This window comes from Pseudoalteromonas lipolytica, from assembly GCF_001306915.1.
GTDB lineage: Bacteria > Pseudomonadota > Gammaproteobacteria > Enterobacterales > Alteromonadaceae > Pseudoalteromonas > Pseudoalteromonas simplex.
The window spans coordinates 1-570 of the sequence record NZ_LJTC01000056.1 but is presented as its reverse complement, the minus strand read 5'-3'; the positions used below and the strand labels follow the sequence as shown (position 1 = coordinate 570).

1 protein-coding gene is annotated in these 570 nt (G+C 68.8%); it reads left to right on the top strand.

Going from position 1 to position 570, the window contains the following annotated elements:
• Positions 1–570, top strand: a 570-nt coding sequence (locus AOG27_RS21025; RefSeq protein ID WP_152967185.1) for an SIS domain-containing protein, incomplete at both ends; no start/stop codon positions are given.

Sequence of the window (570 nt, the reverse complement as noted above, 5' to 3'; positions counted from 1 at the left end):
CTCGCTGATGACCCAGGCGGGACCGGAGATCGGCGTGGCCTCCACCAAGGCCTTTACCACCCAGCTCACCGCCCTGATGCTGCTGACCCTGGCACTGGGTCGCGTCAGGGGCCTCGATGAGACCGTGCAGGCCGAGGTGGTGACGGCGTTGCGCGGCCTGCCGCGGCTGGTGGAGCGGGTGCTGGCGCTGGATCCGGCCATCGAGGCGCTGTCCATGGCCTTCGCCGAGAAGCACCATGCCCTCTTCCTGGGCCGCGGCGCCCACTTCCCCATCGCCCTGGAGGGAGCGCTCAAGCTCAAGGAGATCTCCTACATCCACGCCGAGGCCTACCCGGCGGGTGAGCTCAAGCATGGGCCCCTGGCGCTGGTGGACAGCGACATGCCGGTGATCTCCGTGGCGCCCAACGACGAGCTGCTCGACAAGCTCAAGTCCAACCTCCAGGAGGTGCGGGCCCGCGGCGGCGAGCTGTTCGTGTTCGCCGACGAGGGGGTCGGACTCGAGGCGGCCGATGGCATTCATGTGCTGCATCTTCCCCGGGTCCACGAGGCGCTGGCGCCGATCCTCTATAC